This is a genomic window from Streptomyces sp. NPDC088733 (genome assembly GCF_044751185.1).
Classification (GTDB): Bacteria; Actinomycetota; Actinomycetes; order Streptomycetales; family Streptomycetaceae; genus Actinacidiphila.
Window position 1 is genome coordinate 555,865 of record NZ_JBIVLH010000003.1, and the last position, 18,158, is coordinate 574,022.

At 70.8% G+C, this 18,158-nt stretch carries 20 protein-coding genes; 6 read left to right on the forward strand and 14 right to left on the reverse strand.

The window, feature by feature from the left end:
- Positions 1–21: 21 nt before the first annotated feature.
- A complete protein-coding gene (locus ACIP64_RS08620; RefSeq protein ID WP_360906114.1) occupies positions 22–255 on the reverse strand; it encodes a PTS glucose/sucrose transporter subunit IIB in 234 nt (77 codons plus the stop codon).
- Between the two features lie 140 nt (positions 256–395).
- Between ACIP64_RS08620 and ACIP64_RS08625 the strand changes: the two genes are divergently transcribed.
- Entirely contained in the window at positions 396–1,721 is a 1,326-nt protein-coding gene (locus ACIP64_RS08625) for a PTS transporter subunit EIIC (protein WP_401583109.1), read from the forward strand.
- Positions 1,722–1,840: 119 nt separating this feature from the next.
- Positions 1,841–3,094: a PTS transporter subunit EIIC gene (locus tag ACIP64_RS08630; protein WP_401583110.1), complete on the forward strand. Its 1,254-nt coding sequence runs from the start codon at positions 1,841–1,843 to the stop codon at positions 3,092–3,094.
- 85 nt (positions 3,095–3,179) lie between these two features.
- Here ACIP64_RS08630 and ACIP64_RS08635 read toward each other — a convergent pair whose 3' ends face one another.
- The 8 genes from ACIP64_RS08635 to clpS form a co-directional block, all read right to left on the reverse strand.
- Positions 3,180–3,932, reverse strand: a complete 753-nt coding sequence (locus ACIP64_RS08635; protein ID WP_401583112.1) for an MBL fold metallo-hydrolase — start codon at positions 3,930–3,932, stop codon at positions 3,180–3,182.
- A gap of 234 nt (positions 3,933–4,166) precedes the next feature.
- Entirely contained in the window at positions 4,167–5,117 is a 951-nt protein-coding gene (locus ACIP64_RS08640; RefSeq protein WP_401583114.1) for a PLP-dependent cysteine synthase family protein, read from the reverse strand.
- The gene (locus tag ACIP64_RS08645) at positions 5,117–5,404 is read right to left on the reverse strand and encodes a MoaD/ThiS family protein (RefSeq protein WP_401583116.1); all 288 of its coding nucleotides are present in this window, start codon (positions 5,402–5,404) and stop codon (positions 5,117–5,119) included. The genes ACIP64_RS08640 and ACIP64_RS08645 overlap by 1 nt, the downstream gene beginning before the upstream one ends.
- 118 nt (positions 5,405–5,522) lie before the next feature.
- Entirely contained in the window at positions 5,523–5,627 is a 105-nt protein-coding gene (locus ACIP64_RS08650; RefSeq protein ID WP_319664451.1) for a putative leader peptide, read from the reverse strand.
- A 66-nt stretch (positions 5,628–5,693) separates the two neighbouring features.
- Positions 5,694–6,119, reverse strand: coding sequence for a Mov34/MPN/PAD-1 family protein (locus tag ACIP64_RS08655; RefSeq protein WP_401583118.1), 426 nt, complete (start codon positions 6,117–6,119; stop codon positions 5,694–5,696).
- A gap of 84 nt (positions 6,120–6,203) precedes the next feature.
- Positions 6,204–7,637, reverse strand: coding sequence for an amino acid permease (locus ACIP64_RS08660; RefSeq protein WP_401583120.1), 1,434 nt, complete (start codon positions 7,635–7,637; stop codon positions 6,204–6,206).
- A gap of 387 nt (positions 7,638–8,024) precedes the next feature.
- Positions 8,025–8,600, reverse strand: coding sequence for a DUF2017 domain-containing protein (locus tag ACIP64_RS08665; RefSeq protein ID WP_401583122.1), 576 nt, complete (start codon positions 8,598–8,600; stop codon positions 8,025–8,027).
- A gap of 91 nt (positions 8,601–8,691) precedes the next feature.
- On the reverse strand, positions 8,692–9,003 hold the full coding sequence (clpS, locus tag ACIP64_RS08670; protein WP_401583123.1) for an ATP-dependent Clp protease adapter ClpS: 312 nt from the start codon (positions 9,001–9,003) through the stop codon (positions 8,692–8,694).
- Positions 9,004–9,085: 82 nt separating this feature from the next.
- Here clpS and ACIP64_RS08675 point away from each other — a divergent pair, with 82 nt between their 5' ends.
- Complete coding sequence (locus tag ACIP64_RS08675) at positions 9,086–10,420, forward strand: nicotinate phosphoribosyltransferase (protein WP_401583124.1); 1,335 nt, start codon at positions 9,086–9,088, stop codon at positions 10,418–10,420.
- Positions 10,421–10,491: 71 nt separating this feature from the next.
- The gene (locus ACIP64_RS08680) at positions 10,492–11,085 is read left to right on the forward strand and encodes an isochorismatase family protein (protein WP_401583126.1); all 594 of its coding nucleotides are present in this window, start codon (positions 10,492–10,494) and stop codon (positions 11,083–11,085) included.
- A gap of 14 nt (positions 11,086–11,099) precedes the next feature.
- On the opposite strand, the gene ACIP64_RS08685 is transcribed toward ACIP64_RS08680, so the two are convergent.
- Together ACIP64_RS08685 and ACIP64_RS08690 are read right to left on the reverse strand one after the other, a co-directional pair.
- Positions 11,100–11,429 carry a hypothetical protein gene (locus ACIP64_RS08685; RefSeq protein ID WP_360906125.1) on the reverse strand — a complete coding sequence of 110 codons (330 nt, stop codon included), beginning with the start codon at positions 11,427–11,429 and terminating at the stop codon, positions 11,100–11,102.
- A gap of 75 nt (positions 11,430–11,504) precedes the next feature.
- On the reverse strand, positions 11,505–13,823 hold the full coding sequence (locus ACIP64_RS08690; RefSeq protein ID WP_401583128.1) for an immune inhibitor A domain-containing protein: 2,319 nt from the start codon (positions 13,821–13,823) through the stop codon (positions 11,505–11,507).
- Positions 13,824–14,178: 355 nt separating this feature from the next.
- Here ACIP64_RS08690 and ACIP64_RS08695 point away from each other — a divergent pair, with 355 nt between their 5' ends.
- The gene (locus tag ACIP64_RS08695) at positions 14,179–14,454 is read left to right on the forward strand and encodes a hypothetical protein (protein WP_401583130.1); all 276 of its coding nucleotides are present in this window, start codon (positions 14,179–14,181) and stop codon (positions 14,452–14,454) included.
- 79 nt (positions 14,455–14,533) lie between these two features.
- Here the strand turns inward: ACIP64_RS08695 and ACIP64_RS08700 are convergent, their stop codons facing one another.
- The 3 genes from ACIP64_RS08700 to ACIP64_RS08710 form a co-directional block, all read right to left on the reverse strand.
- Complete coding sequence (locus ACIP64_RS08700; protein ID WP_401583131.1) at positions 14,534–15,184, reverse strand: RDD family protein; 651 nt, start codon at positions 15,182–15,184, stop codon at positions 14,534–14,536.
- Between the two features lie 79 nt (positions 15,185–15,263).
- Positions 15,264–15,917 (reverse strand): RDD family protein, encoded by a 654-nt coding sequence (locus tag ACIP64_RS08705; protein WP_401583133.1) that lies wholly within the window; start codon positions 15,915–15,917, stop codon positions 15,264–15,266.
- Between the two features lie 63 nt (positions 15,918–15,980).
- Positions 15,981–17,243 carry an RDD family protein gene (locus ACIP64_RS08710; RefSeq protein ID WP_401583135.1) on the reverse strand — a complete coding sequence of 421 codons (1,263 nt, stop codon included), beginning with the start codon at positions 17,241–17,243 and terminating at the stop codon, positions 15,981–15,983.
- A 413-nt stretch (positions 17,244–17,656) separates the two neighbouring features.
- On the opposite strand from ACIP64_RS08710, the gene ACIP64_RS08715 reads away from it, so the two are divergent.
- Positions 17,657–18,148, forward strand: coding sequence for an SsgA family sporulation/cell division regulator (locus ACIP64_RS08715; protein WP_401583136.1), 492 nt, complete (start codon positions 17,657–17,659; stop codon positions 18,146–18,148).
- Positions 18,149–18,158 lie beyond the last annotated feature (10 nt).

Genomic DNA, 18,158 nt, shown 5'->3' on the forward strand with positions numbered 1-18,158 from the left:
ATCAGTTGTGGGGGGCCGGGGTCAGAGCATGTCCTCGATCTCGGCGGCGAGGGGGTCGGCGTCGGTGCCGATGACGACCTGGATGGCGTTGCCCATCTTGACGACGCCGTGGGCGCCGGCGGCCTTGAGCGCGGCCTCGTCGACGAGGGAGGGGTCGGCGACCTCGGTGCGGAGTCGGGTGATGCAGCCCTCGATCTCCTCGATGTTGTCGAGTCCTCCGAGCCCGGCGACGATCTTCTCTGCCTTGCTGGCCATCTGTAGCTCCTGGTTGTCTCGGCCGTTCGGTCCGATTTCACACGGTAGTGCAGGGGTGGACCGCATTTGCGGGGATGCATCTCTGACACAGCCGCGCCGCAACTGGTCTACACCACATTACCCGCCAGGAGGTAGTGACCATGAGCTCGGACGCCGCCGCAGGTCCGCGCCCCGGCCGCAGGTGGACGGGCACGCTCTTCCAGGGGCTGCAGAAGATGGGGCGCAGTCTGCAACTGCCCATCGCGGCACTGCCGGCGGCGGGCATCCTGAACCGGCTGGGGCAGCCGGACGTGTTCGGCGCGGAGGGCCTGGGCTGGGACAGCGTGGCGAGGGTGTTCAACGGCGCGGGCGGCGCGCTGCTGGACGGCTCGCTGGGGCTGCCGCTGCTGTTCGCGGTGGGTGTCGCGATCGGCATGGCGAAGAGGGCGGACGGTTCGACGGCCCTGGCGGCGGTCGTGGGTTTTCTCGTCTATTACGGGGTGCTGCACCAGTTCCCGCAGGAGTGCCCGCCCGGCACGGTCTTCACGCAGGCGAGCGCGATCAGCGGTGCCTGCGTCCCACCGGGCACGCCGTCGGCGGCGGTTCCCGCCGCGTACCAGGATCCCGGGGTGTTCGGCGGGATCGTGATCGGGCTGCTGACCGCCTTCTTCTGGCAGCGCTACCACCGCACGCGGCTGGTGGACTGGCTGGGCTTCTTCAACGGGCGGCGCCTGGTGCCCATCATCATGTCCTTCGTGGCGATCGCCTTCGCGGCGCTGTCGCTGTGGGTGTGGCCGCCGGTCGGCAGCGGCCTGACGAGCTTCAGCCAGTGGCTGAGCGATCTGGGGTCGTGGGGCGCGGGCATCTTCGGGGTGGCGAACCGGGCGCTGCTCACGGTGGGTCTGCACACGTTCCTGAACGTGTTCGTGTGGTTCCAGTTCGGCAGCTTCACGAAGCCGGACGGGCAGGTGGCGCACGGGGACGTCAACCGGTTCCTGGCGGGCGACCCGACGGCGGGGCAGTTCATGTCGGGCTTCTTCCCCGTGATGATGTTCGCGCTGCCCGCCGCGGCGCTGGCCATCACGCACTGCGCCCGCCCGGAGCGCCGCAAGGAGGTCGGCGGCCTGATGCTGTCGGTGGGGCTGACCTCGCTGGTCACGGGGATCACGGAGCCGGTGGAGTACTCCTTCTTGTTCATCGCGCCGGCGCTTTACGCGATCCACGCGGTGCTGACGGGGGTCTCGATGGCGGTCACCTGGGCGCTGGGGGTGCACGACGGTTTCAGTTTCTCGGCGGGTCTCATCGACTACGTCGTGAACTGGTCGCTGGCGACGAAGCCGTGGCTGGTCGTCCCGATCGGGCTGGTGCTCGCGGCGGTCTACTACGGGCTGTTCCGGCTGGTGATCACGCGGTTCGACCTGGCGACGCCGGGGCGGGAGCCGGTGGAGGTCGCGGAGGAGATGGCACAGGACAACCTCAAGGCGTAGCGGAGCCGCCACGCTCCGAAATGTGGTCTAGACCACACGGAGCCAAACGTTCCTCTGCGCGTCAAGTGCGTGTTAAGACTGGTCTACACCACTGAGTGGTTCAGACCAGGAGGAACTCCATGACGACCGCCACCCCGACGGCGGCTCCCGCAGCGAAGAAGCGGGGCTCCGGCCTTATCCAAGGCCTGCAGAAGGTCGGCCGCAGCCTCCAGCTGCCGATCGCCGTCCTGCCGGCGGCGGGCATCCTGCTCCGCCTGGGACAGCCCGATGTCTTCGGGGCCGACGGCCTCGGCTGGGACAAGGTGGCGTCCGTCTTCGCCACCGCGGGCGGCGCCGTCTTCGACAACCTTCCCATGCTGTTCTGCATAGGCGTGGCCATCGGCTTCGCCAAGAAGGCCGACGGCTCGACCGCGCTCGCGGCTCTCGTGGGCTTCCTGGTCTACAACAACGTCCTGAAGGCCTTCCCGGTCACCGAGGCGAAGGTGCAGAGCGGCGCGGACATCGCCGCCACGTACAACAACCCGGGCGTGCTCGGCGGCATCGTGATGGGCCTGCTCGCCGCCGTCCTGTGGCAGCGCTACCACCGCACACGGCTGGTGGACTGGCTCGGCTTCTTCAACGGCCGGCGCCTCGTGCCGATCATCATGGCCTTCGTCGGCACCCTGGTCGGTGTCTTCTTCGGTCTGGTCTGGGAGCCCATCGGCGACGCCATCAGCAATTTCGGCGAGTGGATGACCGGGCTCGGCTCGGTCGGCGCCGCGCTCTTCGGCCTGATCAACCGCGGTCTGATCCCGATCGGCATGCACCAGTTCGTGAACTCGGTGGCCTGGTTCCAGCTCGGTGACTTCACCAACTCCGCGGGCACCGTCGTGCACGGCGACCTCACCCGGTTCTTCGCCGGTGACGGCAGCGCCGGACAGTTCATGTCCGGCTTCTTCCCGATCATGATGTTCGGCCTCCCGGCCGCGGCCCTGGCCATGGCGCACTCGGCCCGGCCCGAGCGCCGCAAGGCGGTGCTCGGCATGATGCTCTCGCTCGCCCTGACCTCGTTCGTCACGGGCGTCACGGAGCCGATCGAGTTCTCCTTCATGTTCATCGCGCCGCTGCTCTACGCCATCCACGCGGTGCTGACCGCGGTGTCGATGGCGGTCACCTGGGCGCTCGGCGTCCACGCGGGATTCACGTTCTCGGCCGGCGCGATCGACTACATCCTGAACTGGAACCTGGCGACCAAGCCATGGCTGATCATCCCGATCGGCCTGTGCTTCTCGGTCGTCTACTACGTGGTCTTCCGCTTCGCGATCGTGAAGTTCAATCTCCCCACCCCGGGCCGCGAGCCCGAGGAGGAGATCGAGGACCTCACCAAGGCCTAGCGACCGCGGCCGCGCAGACGCACGAGGCCCCCGGAACCGACCAGGTTCCGGGGGCCCCGTGCGTGCCGGGGGCGTACCGGCGGCGTCAGATCTCGTAGACCGCGCCCGCCTTCGCCAGCTCGACCGGGCCGTCGTAGACCGCGCGGGCGTCGTCGAGGTTGACCTGGGGGTCGGTCCACGGCGGGATGTGGGTGAGGACGAGGCGTCCGGCGCCGGCGCGGTCGGCGTACTCGCCGGCTTCGCGGCCGTTGAGGTGCAGGCCGGGGATGTCCTCCTTGCCGTGCGTGAAGGAGGCCTCGCACAGGAAGAGGTCGGTGCCCTCGGTCAGGGTCGCCAGGGCGTCGCTGCGGCCGGTGTCACCGGAGTAGGTGAGGGTGCGGCCGGCGTGCTCGATGCGGAAGCCGTAGGCCTCGACGGGGTGGCTGACCGTTGCCGCGGTGACGGTGAAGGGGCCGAGCCGGAACGCACCGGGTTCGAGGGTGCGGAAGTCGAAGACCTCGCTCATGCACTTCTCGTCGGGCACGTCCCCGTAGGCGCTCGCGAGGCGGCGCTCGGTGCCTTCCGGCCCGTGGACGGGGATGGCGTGGGCGGGGCCGCCCTCGTGGCGGTAGTAGCGTGCGACGAAGTAGCCGAGCATGTCGATGCAGTGGTCGGCGTGCAGATGGCTGAGCAGGACGGCGTCGAGGTCGTAGAGACCGCAGTGGCGTTGCAGCTCGCCGAGGGCGCCATTGCCCATGTCGAGCAGCAACCGGAAGCCGTCGGCCTCGACGAGGTAGCTGGAGCAGGCCGAGTCCGCGGACGGAAACGACCCCGAGCAGCCGACGACGGTGAGCTTCATGTGCAGAAACCTCCGTGGATTGTTCCGGGGGTCTTGCGGTGGCGCGCCACGATGCCCCATTCCGTACGGGAATGGGGGGAGGGCGGGTGCGACCCGCCATGTGCTTGAGCGTAAGGCGCCCGGGCTGCCCGTGCTCCTCTGCGGAGCCCCGTTGTGGGCGGAATCACCAGTACGGCGCCCTCGCCGCCGGAACTTCGCCGGGACGGGGGCGCCGCTGAGGGGTGCGGGCGGGGTTCAGGCCCAGAGCTGGCCGTGGAGGGCGGCGACGGCCGCCTCGGTGGACTCGGCGGTGTAGATGCCGGTCGACAGGTACTTCCATCCGCCGTCGGCGACGACGAACACGATGTCGGCGCGCTCGCCCGCGCGTTCGGCCTTGCGGGCGACGCCGAGGGCGGCGTGCAGGGCGGCGCCGGTGGAGACCCCGGCGAAGATGCCCTCCTGCTGGAGCAGTTCGCGGGTGCGGGCGACGGCGTCGGCGGAGCCGACGGAGAAGCGGGTGGTGAGGACGGACTCGTCGTAGAGCTCGGGGATGAAGCCCTCGTCGAGGTTGCGCAGTCCGTAGACGAGGTCGTCGTAGCGCGGCTCGGCGGCGACGATCTGCACGCCGGGGACCTTCTCGCGCAGGTAGCGGCCGACGCCCATGAGGGTGCCGGTGGTGCCGAGACCGGCGACGAAGTGGGTGACGGAGGGGAGGTCGGCGAGGATCTCGGGGCCGGTGGTCGCGTAGTGGGCGCCGGCGTTGTCGGGATTGCCGTACTGGTAGAGCATCACCCAGTCCGGGTGCTCGGCGGCCAGTTCCTTGGCGACGCGTACGGCGGTGTTGGAGCCGCCGGCGGCCGGGGAGGGGATGATCTCGGCACCCCACATGGCGAGCAGTTCGCGGCGCTCGGAGGAGGTGTTCTCGGGCATGACGCAGACCATGCGGTAGCCCTTGAGCTTCGCGGCCATGGCCAGGGAGATGCCGGTGTTGCCGGAAGTGGGCTCCAGGATGGTGCAGCCGGGGGTGAGGCGTCCGGAGCGTTCGGCCTGCTCGACCATGTGCAGGGCCGGGCGGTCCTTGACGGAGCCCGTGGGGTTGCGGTCCTCCAGCTTGGCCCAGACGCCGACCTCGGCGGACGGGGACAGGCGCGGCAGCCGTACCAGCGGGGTGTTGCCGACGGCTGCCAGCGGGCTGTCGTACCGCATCAGGCCATTCCACCCGCGACGGCGGGGAGGATGGTGACGCTGTCGCCGTCGGTCAGCTTGGTGGAGATGCCGTCGAGGAAGCGGACGTCCTCGTCGTTGAGGTAGACGTTCACGAAGCGCCGCAGGTCGCCGCCGGCGGCGGTGTCGACGATGCGCTCGCGGATGCCGGTGTGGCGGGTGTCAAGGTCGGTGAGGAGCTCGTCGATCGTGCTGCCGCTGCCGTCGACGGCCTTGGCGCCGCCGGTGTAGCTGCGAAGGATGGTCGGGATGCGGACCTCGATGGCCATGCGGGGCTCCAGTCGGAAGGGCTCGTGTGGTGCGGGCGGCGGTGCGGCGTCCCGGTGTGCGCGGCCCGGCGGACGGGGTCCGGTGGGCGGCCCGGAGCGCGCGGGCGGGGTCGGCGCGTCAGGGGCGGGGACATGCCGCGCCGGCGAGGCGGCACAGGTCGACGTACAGCCGCGCCACGAGCAGGGTGCCCGGCGCCTTGTCGCTCACGTCGTGGAGAACCATGGGGTCATCGTATCGATTCCCCCCGGCCGCCAGAGGTGGTCGTCCCATGATGCGGACGTGGCCGTCTCAGGCGTAGGAGTCCACGATCTCGACGGGTTCCTCGGTGACCTGGCCGTCCACGATGCGGAAGGAACGGAACTGGAAGGGCCCGGCGTCGTCGGTGTCGGCGGTGGACACCAGCACGTAGTGGGCGCCCGGTTCATTGGCGTAGGAGATGTCGGTGCGCGAGGGGTAGGCCTCGGTGGCGGTGTGCGAGTGGTAGACGACCACCGGTTCCTCGTCGCGGTCGTCCATGTCGCGGTAGAGCTTGAGCAGGTCCCCGGAGTCGAACTCGTAGAACGTGGGTGAGCGGGCCGCGTTGAGCATGGGGATGTGCCGCTCGGGCCGGTCGCTGCCGGCCGGTCCCGCGATGACGCCGCACGCCTCGTCGGGGTGGTCGGCACGGGCGTGGGCGACGAGGGCGTCGTGCAGGGCACGGGTGAGGGTCAGCATGGTCGTCAGGATATGCAGTCGGTCTCCGTACGGGAGTACGGAGACCGACTGCCGGACACCGGGCCCGGGGGCCGGCCGGCGGGGCTACTCCTGGGCGAAGGCCAGTGGCTGGTCGGTGGGGGTGCGCCGCTTGGCGGCCTGGTAGCCGACGGCGAGCACGGCGAACCACACGAGCCACACGTACAGGCCGAGCCGGGTGTCGGGGTCGATCGCCATGAGGACGACGACGAGCAGCAGGGCCGCGATGGCGAGCCAGTTGGTGACGGGGGCGCCCGGCATCCGGAAGTCGGAGGCGGGCAGCAGCCCGGCGCGGACCCGGGCCCGGTACCGCAGGTGGGCGGCGAGGATCATGGTCCAGGTCCACAGTCCGGCGCAGGTGGCGACCGAGGTGATGTAGAGGAATGCCTTGTCGGGCGAGACGACGTTGACGATCACGCCGATGCCCATGACCAGGGTCGATCCGACAAGTGCGGGCAGCGGCAGGCTCCGGCCGCTGAGGTTGCCCATGGGACGGGGTGCCTCGCCGTTGACGGCCAGGCCGCGCAGCATGCGGCCGGTGGAGTAGATGCCGGAGTTGCACGAGGACAGCGCGGCGGTGAGGACCACGAAGTTCATGATCCCGGCCGCTCCGGGGATGCCGACCTGGGCGAAGACCTGCACGAACGGGCTGACGCCGGCGGTGTACTTGGTCCAGGAGAAGACCGACAGCAGGACGATCAGCGCGCCGACGTAGAAGATGCCGATGCGCACCGGGAGGGTGTTGATCGCCTTGCGCAGGGTCTGCTTGGGGTTCTCGGCCTCGCCCGCGGTGATGCCGACGAGTTCGACGCCGAGGTAGGCGAAGATGACGCCCTGCATGGCGAGCATGGCCTGCCAGGCGCCGTGGGGGGCGAAGCCGCCGTCGGCCCACAGGTGGGTGACCGAGGCGGTGTCGCCGGCGGAGGAGAAGCCGAAGGTGAGCACCCCGACGCCGATGACGATCATGGCGATGATGGCGGTGACCTTGATGCAGGAGAACCAGAACTCCAGCTCGCCGAAGAGCTTGACGGAGACCAGGTTCGCGACGAAGAGCACCACGAGGGCGACGGCGGCGGTGGACCAGACGGGGATCGCCGGCCACCAGAAGTTGATGTACGCGCCGGCGGCCGTGACCTCGGACATGCACGCGGTGACCCACAGCGCCCAGTACGACCAGCCGGTGGCGAAGCCGGTGAAGGGCCCGAAGAACTCGCGGGCGTAGTCGGCGAAGCTGCCGGAAGTGGGGCGGTAGGTGAGGAGTTCGCCGAGGGCCCGCATGATGAAGAAGATCACCACGCCGGCGGCGGCGTAGCAGGCGATGAGGCTGGGCCCGATGTTCGCGATGCCGGTGCTGGAGCCGTAGAAGAGGCCGGTGCCGATGGCGCCGCCGATGGCGATCATCTGGACCTGGCGGGCGTTCAGCGCCCGCTTGTAGCCCTCCGCTGTCGCGGTTCCCTCGGCCCCGCTGCCGGATTCGTGCTCGACCTGCGTCGAGGTCATGTCTGCTGTGCCTTTCTCCATGCCCGGCCGGCCGTGTACGGCTCGGCAGGGCTCCGATCCCCCCGGATGGCTGGAGGTGCACGCCGGGGTCGACCGGCCACGCGACCGACCGCGACTTGGGGTGGCGTCGCGGCCGGTGGTCGAGGATTCGTATCACGGGGCGGGCGTCGGGCACGCAGCGCAAATGTGTCATACGCCTCAGGGAGAAGCGGACAAAAGGTGCGCCGAACGGGAATGCGGCCGCCCGCGGTGACGTGATCGTTATCCGGATTTGAGCGCCCTCTGAGCGGACGGAGGGCGGACGGAGGGCGGACGACGGGCGTACGGCGGGCCGACGCGGGGGTGCCGGGGGAGGGCGGTGCGGAGCCCGGGCGGCGGGCTCCGCGATCACACCTGGAGGGTGGCCACCAGACTCTCCTGGAGGCCGCCGAGCCACAGGTAGGCGAGGACGAGCGGCTTGCGCTCGTCGGAGTCGGGGAGGTGGTAGAGCTCGTTCTCCTCGTCGTCGGTGACCTCCAGCCGGGACCCCAGCGTCAGCCGCAGGTCGTTGAGGGTCCCGAGCCACTGCAGCGCCTCGGCCTCGGTCAGGGTCAGCACCGCTCCCCCGCGGCGGCCCGGGCTCAGCGCGTCGAGGCTGCGCACCACGGCGAGGGCGTCGCCGCGCTTGCGGGCGCGCAGGTCGTTCTCGGTGAAGCGGCGGAACTCCGCCGAGTCGGCCGTCTCCTCGTAGGCGTCGGGGAACAGCCGGGCCAGGGCCGGGTCCTGCGGGGGCTTGGTCGGGCCGTCCTCGAAGAGGCCGGCGAACGGGTCGGCGGGTTCGCCGTCGCCGGTGCCGCTGTCGCCGTCGCCGGGCCCGATCAGCTCCAGGAGCTGGACGGCCAGGTTGCGCAGGATGGAGATCTCGACCTCGTCGAGCGCGACGGCGGCGGTGCCACCGGGCGTGGACTCGAAGTACCCGGGCATGTGTGTCTCAGCCGTCCTCATGGTGCTCGGCGGTGGTGGTCTGCGGGATCGGCGGTGCGTCCGGTCGTGCCGCGCAGCGGTGCGGTGGTGCTCAGCGGTCCTGGGTGAGCGTGGCCCACAGCCCGTATCCGTGCATCGCCTGCACGTCGCGTTCCATCTCCTCGCGGGTGCCGCTGGAGACCACGGCGCGACCCTTGTGATGGACGTCGAGCATCAGCTTGGTGGCCTTGTCCTTCGGGTACCCGAAGTACGCCTGGAAGACGTACGTCACATAGCTCATCAGATTGACCGGGTCGTTGTGGACGACGGTCACCCAGGGAACGTCCGGGGACGGCGCCTCGAAGGGGGCCTCGCTCGACTCGGTCCGTTCGATCTCTGCGGGGGCGACACTCACGGGTCCCATGCTGTCACCAGATCGCGCCCGCAGGGAAACCGGCCCCCGAGAAATCGTCACTCTGACGAGAGTTGGGGGTAGCATCCTCGCCATGAGCTCTGCAGACCTGGGGCTGCCCGTGGCCGTCCCCTCCACCGCGCTCTTCACCGACCGCTACGAGCTGACCATGCTGCAGGCGGCGCTGCGCAGCGGCGCGGCCGACCGCCGTTCGGTGTTCGAGGTGTTCACCCGCCGGCTGCCCGAGGGGCGGCGGTACGGGGTCGTGGGCGGCACCGGCCGCCTGCTCGACGCGGTGGAGAACTTCCGCTTCGACGACGGCATTCTCGGCTTCCTGGAACGCGAGCGGGTCGTCGACGCCGCCACCTTGAAGTGGCTGGCGGACTACCGCTTCCGCGGCGACGTCGCCGGCTACCCCGAGGGCGAGGTGTACTTCCCCGGCTCGCCGATCCTGCGGGTGGAGGGCTCCTTCGCCGAGGCCGTCCTGCTGGAGACCGTCGTGCTGTCCGTCCTCAACCACGACAGCGCCATCGCGGCCGCCGCCTCCCGGATGGCCGTGGCCGCGGCCGGCCGTCCGCTGATGGAGATGGGCGCCCGCCGGGCGCACGAGCTGTCGGCGGTGGCCGCCTCGCGCGCCGCCTACGTCGGCGGTTTTGTCTCGTCGAGCAATCTGGCCGCCGGTTTCCGGTACGGCCTGCCCACCATCGGCACCAGCGCTCACGCCTTCACCCTGCTGCACGACAGCGAGCGGGACGCCTTCACCGCCCAGGTGGAGTCGCTGGGCCGGGGCACGACCTTGCTGGTCGACACCTACGACGTGGCCGAGGCGGTCCGCGCGGCCGTCGAGATCGCCGGCCCCGAGCTCGGCGCGGTGCGCATCGACTCCGGCGACCTGCTGCTGCTCGCCCACCGGGTGCGGCAGCAACTGGACGACCTCGGCGCCAAGGACACCCGGATCGTGGTCACCTCCGACCTGGACGAGTACGCCATCGCCTCGCTGGCGGCGGCGCCGGTCGACGCGTACGGCGTGGGCACCTCCGTGGTCACCGGCAGCGGCCACCCGACCTGCTCGATGGTCTACAAACTGGTCGCCCGAGCCGCCTCCGACGCCCCCGACGCGCCCCTGGTGCCGGTCGCCAAGAAGTCGATGGGCGGCAAGACCAGCGTCGGCGGCCGCAAGTGGGCGGCGCGCCGGCTGGACGCCGACGGCGTCGCGGAGGCCGAGGTGGTCGGCACCGGTCCGGTGCCGGCGGCGCTGGCGGACCGGCAGCTGCTGGTGCCGCTGGTGACCGGCGGCGAGGTCGTCGCCCGGGAACCGCTGGAGGCCGCGCGCCTGCGGCACGTCGAGGCGCGCGCCGGTCTGCCCCTGTCGGCGACTCAGCTCTCCCGCGGCGAGCCGGCCCTGCCCACGGAGTACGCCGGCTGGTGAGGCCCCCTGCCGCGAACGGGACGCGGTACGTACAGTCGATGGACCGCGAGCAACGGAAGGACGGATCCCTGATGCACCGGGCACTGATCGTCGTGGACGTGCAGAACGATTTCTGCGAGGGCGGCAGCCTGGCGGTCGCCGGCGGCGCGGGGGTGGCCGCCGCGATCACCGACCTCATCGGGGACGCCGCGGCCGGTTACCGCTATGTCGTGGCGACCCGCGACCACCACATCGAACCCGGCGACCACTTCTCCGAGCGGCCGGACTACATCCACACCTGGCCGGTGCACTGCGTGGCCGGCACCGAGGGCGTGGGCTTCCACCCCAACTTCGCGCCGGCCGTCGCCTCCGGCGCGGTGGACGCGGTCTTCGACAAGGGCCACTACTCGGGCGCGTACAGCGGCTTCGAGGGCGCCGACGAGAACGGCACGGGACTGGCGCAGTGGCTGGGCGCGCACGGGGTGAGCGAGGTCGACGTGGTCGGCATCGCCACGGACCACTGCGTGCGGGCCACCGCGCTGGACGCGGTCCGGGCGGGTCTGCGCACCCGGGTGCTGCTGGACCTGACGGCCGGGGTGATGCGGGAGACGACGGACCGGGCGACGGACGAGCTGCGGGCCGCCGGCGCGGAGCTCACGGGCAAGCCGGTCGTGGGCGCGGCGTAGGTCGTGCCGCGGTCCTAGTGGGCGGCGGGGCGCCGGGCGGTCGGGCCCAGCAGGGCCGCGATGGACTGCCAGGGCTCGGCGGGGGCGGCGGGGATGCGGCGCCAGACCAGGCCGTCGGGGTGGTGCAGGACGGCGTTGATCTCGTCGCCGGTGGGCGGTTCGAGGTTGCCCGCGAGACGGGCGGTGCGAAAGCCCAGGTTACGCAGCCGGGTGAGGGCGCGCTGCCGGTTCGCGGAGACGACGATCACCCGTATGTGGTCGTCGGGTGAGCCGCCGGGCGAGGGCAGCCGGAGGGCGACGATGACGTCGCCGCTCGGGAGCCTGGTGAACCCGCCGCTGGCCATACGCACATGATCTGCGGATCGGCCCCCGTCCACCAGGGGACGGGGGCCGATCAGGTCACTTCGAGCGGTGTGCGATCACTTGTGGGACGGGCCGACCTTGATCGTGATAGTGCTGCCGTCCCGGGCCTCGTGCTCGATCGAGATGCGGGTGTTGGTGGGGGACACCTTCACACCGCCGGTCGGGTTCGCGGAGGACCAGTAGGTGTTCTTGTCGTCGAACACCGGGTTGCCGGGCTGGCTCGGGATCCGGGTGGCGACGCCGTTCTTGTGCAGGGTGATGGCGTCGGTGCGGGACGTGGTGAACGTGGAGTCGTAGGCCTGCACGCGGTTGCGCTGCAGCGTGCCGTCCTTCCACAGCAGCGGCTTCGGGTGGGCGTCGATCGGGAGGATCTTGCCCGCGCCCGGGTGCGCGCTGACGTTGTTGTCGTTCATCGAGGTGTCCCACAGCCAGACCAGCAGGCCGTTCTGGTAGGCGTAGTGCTCGACCCAGTTGTCCTTGGGCGCGGCCCAGCCGAAGTTGTACGGGCCGACCTTGAGGGTCTTGTCGTACGAGACGTACTGGCGGTTCTCGGCGATGTAGTACTGCGGGTACTCCGAGGAGAACGTGGAGCCCTTGGCGGTGAAGCCGTCGGCGGTCCAGCCGTTGTCGCCGTTCTCGGCGCCGTCGCTGAACACGGTCGCGCCGTCCGCGGTCAGCGTGATCGCGTCGGCCAGGAAGCCCTTCTGGGCCACGCCGCCGTCGCTCTGGTAGCGGAAGCGGAGCTTGACCGACGAGCCGGCGTACGCGCCGAGCGGGAACACCATGTCCTGGTAGGAGGCCGCGGTGCCGGTCAGGGCCGGCTTCCCGCTGGCGTCGCGCGGGAGCGGGGCGCCGCCGACGGTGCCGTCGACCGCGTTCCAGGTGGCGCCGCCGTCGGTGGACACCTCGGTGTAGAGGTAGTCGTAGTTCTCCTCGATGTCGTACCAGCCCTTGAGGGCCAGGCTCGCCGAGGACTTGCCGGTGAGGTCGACCGTGCGGGTGAGGGTGTTGCTCAGGTTGTCACCGCTGCCGCTCCACCACTGCTTGGTGCCCTCCGCCGGGGTGGCGAGCTCCGTGGTCACGGTCTTCTCGGGGAGCGTGACGACCAGGCCCTGCTTGTTCCTGGTGTTGTACTCCGAGACGCCGAGGGTGGTGGTCGACTTCGCACCGGCCTTGGCGGTGGCGTAGTTCAGCCAGCCCAGCTGGAGCTTGTCCCAGGCGGTCATGTCGCCGGGCAGGTCGCCGATGGCGTCCTTGCCGGTGCCGAGCCAGGAACCCGAGGACATCAGCGTCCAGAAGCCGGTGGAGTTCTCGGCGGTGTTGGTGGTGTCGTAGTGGTCCGGCAGACCGAGGTCGTGGCCGAACTCGTGGGCGAAGACGCCGAGGCCGCCGTTCTCGGGCTGCACGGTGTAGTCGCCGACCCACACGCCGGTGTCGCCGATCTGGGTGCCGCCGAGCAGGTTGCCGGCCGGGCCGGTCGCGCCCGCGTCGGTGCCGAAGGCGTACCAGCGGTGGGCCCAGATCGCGTCCTCGCCCTGGGCGCCGCCGCCGGCGGACTCGTCCTCACCGGCGTGCACGATCTGGAAGTGGTCGATGTAGCCGTCGGGCTCGTTGAAGTTGCCGTCGCCGTCGTAGTCGTAGCGGTCCCACTGGTCGTACTCGGCCAGCTTCGCCTTGATCTGGGCGGCGGAGTCACCGGCGGCCCTGCGCGCGTCGACCCACTTGTTCACCGCGTCGGCGACGAGGTTCCAGGTGCAGGTGTCGCACTTGTTGCTGCCGTAACGGGCTTCGTTCCAGTCGACCTTGACCCAGTCGGCGACCTCGCCGGCGACGGAGTAGCGGCCGGAGGACTGCTTCTCGTAGTACTTCGCCATCGACTCCTTGCCGGAGGCCTTGGAGAAGTACAGGTCCTGGAAGTGCTGCTTGTTGTAGTCCGCCTGCCACGCCGTGCTGTTGTCCTTGCGGCGGTCCGGCTTGGCGATGGAGTTGTGCGCGGGACCGGTGGTGCCGCCGTAGGCGGGGTCGGCCTTGTCCCCGAACTCGGCGAGGATCACGAATATCTTGTCGGTCTTCTCGCGCTTGAGCTCGACGTACTTGTTCCTGCCGAGCTTCACCACGCCCGAGGCGCCGCGGTCCTCGACCTTGGACTTGCCGGATATGACCTGTTCGATCGCCTGCTGGCGCTGGGACGCCTGACGCTCGCTCAGCGGGCCCTTCAGGTCGTGCGCGACCCGCTCCGCCCGAGCCGGGTCCTTCCGCACGGCGCCGGCCTGAGAGTCGGCCTGGGCTGCCGCGACGGGGAAGGCGCCGGCACCTATTGCGGCGATCGCCACGGCCAGAGCGGCGGATCTGATGGTCCGTCGGTGGCTTATCACTGTGATTTGACCTCCCTAGGGTGAGGCCATTGCACCGGAGTGACGTGAGAAAAGACAGATCTTGACTTGGTCATGACCGACAAGTACGGTGAGCGACCGGTCCGTTGCGCATAGCGGACGTTCCGGGCTGCCCAAGCGGCTGAACGGCGAACAGAGTTGGGTCCTCCGAAGATCGCGATGCGACCCCCTGCGCCCCCCATGCTTCCGTACCGTGGGTTAGGTCACGCTTACCGGATGTTCCGTCCGGGCATCCCGAAACGTAGAGTCGGTGGACGGCGTGCCACCTGTGAGCCACCCGAAAGACCGCCCTGGCCGACGCTTCGACACCATCGACGTACACGAGGACGGATCTGCCATGCCGCGTCCCACCCCCGCCCAGATCTCCTACGGTTCCGCGACCGTGGTGCTCTCGACCCTGGCGATGCTGCTGCTGTCCGAGGCACGTTCGGGCACCGGCGTCGCGGTCATCGCGGCCGCCGGGCTGCTGCTCGGCGTCCTGGTCGCCGTCACGGCGCCCCTGCCGGCCGCCGGCCGTCGCGCCCGCAGTGCGCCGGCCGCCACGCCGGTCCCACGCCCACGGGTGCGCGGCACCGCCGAACCGCGCGTCGAGGAGCACTCGCTGCACCGCTGAGCGATTCGCCGCACCCCCCGGCACGACAACGGCCCCGGAGTCTTCGCTCCGGGGCCGTCGTACATGTCCTTGCCGTCGGTCAGACCTTGACGACGACGGTCTTGGCCGCCTTGTCGTGCCAGCACTGGCGGTAGGGCTTGTCCCACAGGTGCGACAGCACGTTGAGCAGCGAGAGGATGACGCCGACGCAGGGCACGATGCCGATGAAGGAGTACACCGCCGCGCGGGCCCAGGCCGCAGAGCCGGGCGCGCTGCCGTCCGCGAGCTTCGCGACGCGGATCTTCATGACCTTCTTGCCGATGGTCTGGCCGGTGGACTGCAGCATCAGCGCCTCGTAGACGAACTGGCCGCCGAAGACGAGCAGTTCGATGACGAGGAAGGCACCGGTGTCCATGACCGACGTGCCCGTGACCACCAGGAGGATGATCAGCGCCACGAAGAACATGCCGAAGTCGATCAGCCGGGCGAGGAAGCGCTGGCCGCTGTCGGCCAGCGGCGGCATGCCCGCCAGGGCCGGGTCCACGGGCATCTGGCCGTAACCGGCGGGCGGCGCCTGCGGGTAGCCGTAGGGCGACGCGGGCTGCTGCGGGAACGGCGGCGGCTGCTGCTGGTCATAGGGGTTCTGGCCCTGAGGGTGAGGCTGCTGGCCGTACGGATTCTGGCCGTACGGATCCTGACCCCCCGAGCCGCCCTGCGGGTAACCGTAACCGGGCGGTTGATTCGAACTCATAGAGTGAGTAAATCAGCCGGGCATGACGTCGCATAGTGGCAATACGTCACGGCCCTGCGACGATCGTCGCGGTGATGTCTCAAGCCGCGGAGACCACCACGGTTTGCCCGGCTTTGTCGTGCAGACACTGCCGGTACGGCTTGTCCCAGGTGCACCACAGCACCTCGATGATCCAGAAGATCGAGCCGCAGCACGGGATGACCGGCACCAGGGAGTAGACCGCCTCGCGTTTGAGCGCCGCCGGGGTCGAGGGGTTGGTGCCGTCGGCCAGCATGCCGACCCGCACCTTGAGCAGCTTCTTGCCCAGGCTCTGCCCGTAGCGGGTGAGCATCAGCACCTGGTAGACGAGGTAGACCACCGCGTAGATCACGCCCTCGGCGAAGCCCTTGCCGTAACCGCTGGTGTAGTCGTAGGCACCCCAGAACGCCCAGGTGATCGCGTAGACGGGGATGCCGATGATCAGTCCGTCGACAATGCGGGCGAGCAGCCGGCGGCCCCGGTGCGCCAGCGGCGGCATCCCCGCGAGCGGGTCGGGCGTGGGCGCACCGCCGTACGGGGTGTCGTACGGACCGCCCTGCGGGGCGCCGCCGTAGGGGCCGCCCGGGTAGACCGGGGGCGGCTGGTCGTACGGCCCGCCGCTCGCCGGCGGAGTCCCGGACGGCGGCGGCGGGGAGGGCTGCTGCGGCTCCTCGGGAGGCTTCGCGAACGGGTCCTCGGGCCGGTCGGTGCTCATGCCCCGAGTGAAACCCGGACGCCGTGGGGACGCCTCCGGCGTGGTCCGTTCGGGTGGCGGTTCTCAGCGGTCCGCGGCCACGAAGGTGCGCGCCGCCTTGTCGTGCCAGCACTGGCGCCACGGGCGGTCGAAGGCGCACCACAGCAGGCCGAGGAAGCCGATCAGCAGGGCGGCCGGCACGGTGCGCGTGAGCCAGCGCAGCAGCGACCTGCCGAAGCCGGGTGCGTGCCGGTCCTCGATGTCCAGCACGCGCAGGCCGCACAGCTTCTTGCCGAGGGTGCGGCCCCACTTGGCGGTCGGCAGCACCTCGAACAGCACACCGGCGACGAGCGCGACACCGAGGACGATGCCGAGCTGCGTGCCCGTCGTGCCGTCGAGGAACCACACGGTGACCGTCCCGCCGGACAGCCGGGCGGCGTCCATCTTGTCCTGGACGTGCTCGTACGCGGCGGTGCCCAGTGGCACGGCGGCCGCGGCGACGACCGCGCCCGTGAGCAGCGAGTCCACGACCCGGGCGAGCAGCCGCTTGCCGAGCGGGCCGGGACGCGCCTGTTCCCGCGCGGAGGCGAACGGGTCGTCGGCGACGGGCCGCTGCGGCGCGGGCGTGCCGGGGGCCTGTCCGCCGGTCCCGCCGCCGCTGCCCGCGGTGCCGTTCTGCGCGGGCACCTGGGGCTGTCCCTGGCGGGCCAGTTCCTGCACCTGCTGGGCCCAGGGGACGGGGTTCGCGCCCCGTGCCACGGGGGCGCCCGCGGTGGGCGCGGAGGCGATGGCCGGGGCGGGCGCCGGCCCGGGGGCCGGCGGGGGCGCGGGGACCGGTGAAGGTGCCGGGGCGGGAGCGGGAGCGGAGACGGAGGCGGACGTGGGGGTGGGAGCGGGGGTCGGGGCGGAGGGGGCGACGGGGGCGGACGCGGCGGCCTGGGGCGCGCCCCCGTGCTCCTGCGCGCCCCACGAGATCCGCGGGGACGGCTCCTGCCGCGCCGGGTCGGCCGCCCATTGCGAGACGGACGGCCCGCGTTCGACGGCGGGCGCCTGCGGGTCCTCGTCGAGGAACATCGGGCCCGACTCGTCCACCGCGGGGGTGCGGCGCACCGGCGGCGCGGGAGGGGCGGGCGCCACGGGTGCCGGAGGGGCGGCGGCCACCGCCGGGCCGGGGACGAGCAGCGGGGCACCGGTGGGCGGCGCGAGGTTCTCACCGGGCTGCGGCGCGGGGCGGCTCGTGCCGGGGACCCACGAGGAACCGTTCCAGTACCGGATGTAGCCCGGGATGGACGGGTCCGGGTAGTACCCGGGGCCGGGCACACTCCCGCCGCTGATTCCGGAGGTCATCGGTGGCAACTCCCATCACGTCCCGTCACGGCCACGCGCTCGGCCGGTCCGCCGCCCGGCGGTCCAAGGAGGACATTAACGAAGAACGCACCATCCGGAAGAAAGAAACGAGGCCCGGCCCAGGATCCGCAATCCAGGGCATTTCATCGCACCGGACCGGCTACGCTTCCCGCTTGACGGGTGCCCAGGGGAGCGGGTGACCCGTCGTCAGGCCATGCCGTGCCGCGACCGGCGAACCATGTGTGTATCGCATGCATGCAACTGCCGTCACACCTTCGGGAAAAGTCTTCCCGATCATGGGAAGCCGCGTAATGGTGAGTGCCCAATGCGCTCTCTCCCGGTGCGGGCCCCGCGCAGCACCTCGCCGCGCAGTACCGCCAGGGGCCTTGTGCCGAGGAAAGGACGACGACGCCATGCAGACCGTGGTGGAACGGGAACTGGAGATGAACCTGGTGCTGTCGCCGGAGCGCAGCATCGCCGTGCCGGCCCGGCTGGCCTACCGGGTCGAGGACCCCTTCGCCGTGCACATCGCCTTCCACATCGGGTCGCAGTCCCCGGTGAACTGGACCTTCGCGCGGGAGTTGCTCGTCGAGGGGGTGTTCCGGCCCTGCGGCCACGGGGACGTGCGGATCTGGCCGACCAAGACCGACGGGCGCAGCATCATCTGCATGGCGCTGAGCTCACCGGACGGGAACGCGCTGCTGGAGGCGGCGTCCATGCCGGTGGCGGCGTGGCTGGAGCGCACACTGCGCGTGGTGCCGCCGGGGACGGAGCTGGACCACCTGGCCATGGACGAGCGCCTGGACGAACTGCTGGCCCCGACCGCGGGCACGGCCGGTGAGCCGCGGGACGACCTGTGGCTGCGCGATCCGTGGTCGGGGCTGGACGAGTCCCCGGAGGCCTAGCCGGGCGCCG

What these genes read in the sequence shown, in the direction of transcription:
- ACIP64_RS08620 (WP_360906114.1), bottom strand. Translation starts at nt 255, where the DNA reads ATGGCCAGCAAGGCAGAGAAGATCGTCGCCGGGCTCGGAGGACTCGAC.
- ACIP64_RS08625 (WP_401583109.1), top strand. Translation starts at nt 396, where the DNA reads ATGAGCTCGGACGCCGCCGCAGGTCCGCGCCCCGGCCGCAGGTGGACG.
- ACIP64_RS08630 (WP_401583110.1), top strand. Translation starts at nt 1,841, where the DNA reads ATGACGACCGCCACCCCGACGGCGGCTCCCGCAGCGAAGAAGCGGGGC.
- ACIP64_RS08635 (WP_401583112.1), bottom strand. Translation starts at nt 3,932, where the DNA reads ATGAAGCTCACCGTCGTCGGCTGCTCGGGGTCGTTTCCGTCCGCGGAC.
- ACIP64_RS08640 (WP_401583114.1), bottom strand. Translation starts at nt 5,117, where the DNA reads ATGCGGTACGACAGCCCGCTGGCAGCCGTCGGCAACACCCCGCTGGTA.
- ACIP64_RS08645 (WP_401583116.1), bottom strand. Translation starts at nt 5,404, where the DNA reads ATGGCCATCGAGGTCCGCATCCCGACCATCCTTCGCAGCTACACCGGC.
- ACIP64_RS08650 (WP_319664451.1), bottom strand. Translation starts at nt 5,627, where the DNA reads ATGGTTCTCCACGACGTGAGCGACAAGGCGCCGGGCACCCTGCTCGTG.
- ACIP64_RS08655 (WP_401583118.1), bottom strand. Translation starts at nt 6,119, where the DNA reads ATGCTGACCCTCACCCGTGCCCTGCACGACGCCCTCGTCGCCCACGCC.
- ACIP64_RS08660 (WP_401583120.1), bottom strand. Translation starts at nt 7,637, where the DNA reads ATGACCTCGACGCAGGTCGAGCACGAATCCGGCAGCGGGGCCGAGGGA.
- ACIP64_RS08665 (WP_401583122.1), bottom strand. Translation starts at nt 8,600, where the DNA reads ATGCCCGGGTACTTCGAGTCCACGCCCGGTGGCACCGCCGCCGTCGCG.
- clpS (WP_401583123.1), bottom strand. Translation starts at nt 9,003, where the DNA reads ATGGGACCCGTGAGTGTCGCCCCCGCAGAGATCGAACGGACCGAGTCG.
- ACIP64_RS08675 (WP_401583124.1), top strand. Translation starts at nt 9,086, where the DNA reads ATGAGCTCTGCAGACCTGGGGCTGCCCGTGGCCGTCCCCTCCACCGCG.
- ACIP64_RS08680 (WP_401583126.1), top strand. Translation starts at nt 10,492, where the DNA reads ATGCACCGGGCACTGATCGTCGTGGACGTGCAGAACGATTTCTGCGAG.
- ACIP64_RS08685 (WP_360906125.1), bottom strand. Translation starts at nt 11,429, where the DNA reads ATGGCCAGCGGCGGGTTCACCAGGCTCCCGAGCGGCGACGTCATCGTC.
- ACIP64_RS08695 (WP_401583130.1), top strand. Translation starts at nt 14,179, where the DNA reads ATGCCGCGTCCCACCCCCGCCCAGATCTCCTACGGTTCCGCGACCGTG.
- ACIP64_RS08700 (WP_401583131.1), bottom strand. Translation starts at nt 15,184, where the DNA reads ATGAGTTCGAATCAACCGCCCGGTTACGGTTACCCGCAGGGCGGCTCG.
- ACIP64_RS08705 (WP_401583133.1), bottom strand. Translation starts at nt 15,917, where the DNA reads ATGAGCACCGACCGGCCCGAGGACCCGTTCGCGAAGCCTCCCGAGGAG.
- ACIP64_RS08710 (WP_401583135.1), bottom strand. Translation starts at nt 17,243, where the DNA reads ATGACCTCCGGAATCAGCGGCGGGAGTGTGCCCGGCCCCGGGTACTAC.
- ACIP64_RS08715 (WP_401583136.1), top strand. Translation starts at nt 17,657, where the DNA reads ATGCAGACCGTGGTGGAACGGGAACTGGAGATGAACCTGGTGCTGTCG.